Origin of the sequence: Rhodovibrio sodomensis (assembly GCF_016583645.1) — a bacterium.
Lineage (GTDB): Bacteria > Pseudomonadota > Alphaproteobacteria > Kiloniellales > Rhodovibrionaceae > Rhodovibrio > Rhodovibrio sodomensis.
Map to the genome: position 1 here is coordinate 1 of NZ_NRRL01000239.1, position 2,582 is coordinate 2,582.

At 65.1% G+C, this 2,582-nt stretch carries 3 protein-coding genes; 1 reads left to right on the forward strand and 2 read right to left on the reverse strand.

The features are described from left to right. Window positions 1-1,139: 1,139 nt before the first annotated feature. Window positions 1,140-1,385, reverse strand: a complete 246-nt coding sequence (locus CKO28_RS29735) for a helix-hairpin-helix domain-containing protein (protein WP_496196160.1) — start codon at window positions 1,383-1,385, stop codon at window positions 1,140-1,142. Window positions 1,386-1,463: 78 nt separating this feature from the next. Further along, window positions 1,464-1,595 (reverse strand): hypothetical protein, encoded by a 132-nt coding sequence (locus CKO28_RS29030; protein WP_274611106.1) that lies wholly within the window; start codon window positions 1,593-1,595, stop codon window positions 1,464-1,466. 225 nt (window positions 1,596-1,820) lie between these two features. Between CKO28_RS29030 and CKO28_RS28165 the strand changes: the two genes are divergently transcribed. After that, window positions 1,821-2,012, forward strand: a 192-nt coding sequence (locus CKO28_RS28165) for a hypothetical protein (protein ID WP_207168961.1), incomplete at its 3' end; no start/stop codon positions are given. Between the last annotated feature and the right edge of the window lie 570 nt (window positions 2,013-2,582).

The following is a 2,582-nucleotide window of genomic DNA, read 5'->3' on the forward strand; positions in this document are numbered from 1 at the left end:
TCGACACAATCCCCATAGACCTGCCTCGCTGCCCGCGGGTCCGTTCAATCCACGTTCACGAGCGGTCCGGCAAAAGCCGTCTCGCCCTGGCAAACTGCCGTTCCCGGACCCTCGAGAACGCTCCAGAATCAAATCCCGATTCCAGACGTTAACCCCTGACTGCGCCCCCCTCCCCCGCGCCCGCCGGAAAACGCCCATTCACCATCGGAGGTGAGTGCTTACGGCGCGCCTTGCACATCTGGGAATTGCTAGAAGACAGCAACAGCGCGCAACCCGCCCATGCGGAAGCGCGAAGTGCCCGATAGAATGCGACGCCCGATACAACAGCGACACCCCGAGTTGGGTTCAGCCGCCGGAGTGGCGGATCGAACACCACGGGGCGTTCAGCGCTTACCCAGAGGGCGGAGCTCTACACGCGGGCCGAATTCAGACTGCGGCTGGTATTGGATCGCCAGCCGAGATGGCGCACACGCGGACGGCACGGCGTCGACCCCGGCAATCGCCGTCGCCAGCGCGGAAGCCGCATACCATCTGATGCGGCTGGGGTAACCGGGCGCACGCTGGCACGCGGCCGCATTCAGCCTTAGAAGAGCCCATACGCACGCGCCTGAGTGGCGTCACCGACGATACAGGATCAGCACGAGACGTGGCGTTCGCCAGAGCGTCCAGGGGCCGGAGCCTCCACCGGGGGTAGGCCACCTCAATAGCTAGGCGGAACTCGCATGGGGCGCCTGGGTGTCAAGGACGTAATCCCGGTGTCTCGCCATAATCCCTGGATCGGCGCCATGGTGATTGTGCAGTCCTCGCCGGTATGCCGGCGTGGCGTGGCACGACGGCGATTTCGCGTGTTCAGTCGTAATGCGACAGGCAGGAAGTCATGGTTGCAGCCGCGGAGGACGATCGGGCTGGGCCCTTGTAACGGGCAGGTACACGCTTGGCCGAACTCGCATCCGGTCGGCTCGCTGCTCGAGCCGTCACCTTAATCCTGCATATGTCGAGGTCGGGCCTGGGGCGGACGGGATCCATCTTTGCAACGGCGCGCACTTCGCTGGCCATTCCGTTTAACGATCACGCGTCCGGCCCGACCGCCGCTGGGCGGCCGTCCCCGCGACGTTCCGTTCAGCTGTCGCCGTCGGCAATCATGCGGTCGTCACGGCATCCTCCCGTACAATGCCCTGTGTAACGTAACGCCAGAGCGCGACCAGGAGCTTGCGGGCCATCGCAACGATTTTGATCCGTCGCAGGCGGCCGCGCGCGTTGCTGACGCGCTCGTGGAACCATCGGCTCAGAGCGCTGTCGAGCTCCGCGAGATCCGCGAAGGTTGTCACGCCGAGCGCTTCGAGTTCGCGGGCGATCGCGGGGCCGATACCCCGGATCGCGGTCAAATCGTCTGCCTTGGCCGCTGTGGCAGACGGTTCGTTCGATCCTGACCGCTGGCTGGTGCCCGCGTCTACTTTGGCCGCTTAGGTGTCAGGCTTCGCCGGAGCCGATTTCTTCTGCGCGGGCGGAGCCGGTTTCGTCTCGTCCGGCTCGTCGCCGCCCGGCAACCACCAGAACATCCATCGCCGCCAGCACTTCAGCCACTGTTCGAACATGCCACACCTCCCGTCGTGCGTGGGCTCGAGGGTATCAGACCAGCAAAGGTTGGGCCGATAAGCAGCCTGAATACCCGCCTTGCCCGGACGCCTGCGCGATCGCCGGACTCACGGGGACCGCCCGATCTGTAACACCCGCGTGAAGTGTGATGCGAGGCACATCGGTCCGTATCGCGATGCGCCATGGTCGATCCCAGGCGAACGACGCAACAGCGGGAGGTCATCATGACCCGCATCGACACGACCCGGACCCATCGCTCGATCGACACCGAAGGGCGGGCGTACCGCAAGGATCGCGCGGCCGAGGCCATCATTCTGGCCGCGGGCATCGTCTTTGGCGGCCTTCTGGTCAGCGCTGAGGACGCGTACGGGGCCGGCCCGAAAGGCCAGCAACTCGCCGCGGCGCCCACGACGAACNAAGCTGCACGGGGCGTATCGCCTGGAGATCGACCTGTACGCCGACGACATGCGGCCGCGGGCGGGAACACCGCTGCGCTGAACACGGGGGTATTGTTCGATCCGATCAAGGTTGAGCCGCGCGCCAATCCCCCTCTCGTCCCGACAGACCTTGCCCCCTCTTGTCTGTCCGCGCGTGCGGCTCGAAGGTCCCGGCGCTCTTCCCCGGCGCCGGGACCTGCTTCTTTGCAGTTCGCGCCGGCGTCTCTGGCGCCATCGAAGCGATGGCTTTCATCACGCCAACCAAGGAGCCTGCCGCTCCATGGCCCTCTTGTGCGCTGCACCCGCATACCCACATCGCGGTCGCGTTGCCTCTCTTTTCCTGGCTCTCCAGGAGACGCAGCCACGGGAGCGCGATGCTTCAGTGGCTTAGCGCGAGCCCCGCCGGCGGCGTCGGCGGGGTCTTTTTGTTGGGCATGCAGCATCACGTGGCGTCCGGTTGTGGAGAACAAAAGGTTGATATTGGTGCCGGCTGCGCCATTCTAATGCTTTGGATTTTGAACGCGCATTCAACAACGAAGCGAACGAAGG

Coding starts and splice junctions, on each gene's coding strand:
- CKO28_RS29030 (WP_274611106.1), bottom strand. CDS start 1,595: ATGTTCGAACAGTGGCTGAAGTGCTGGCGGCGATGGATGTTCTGGTGG.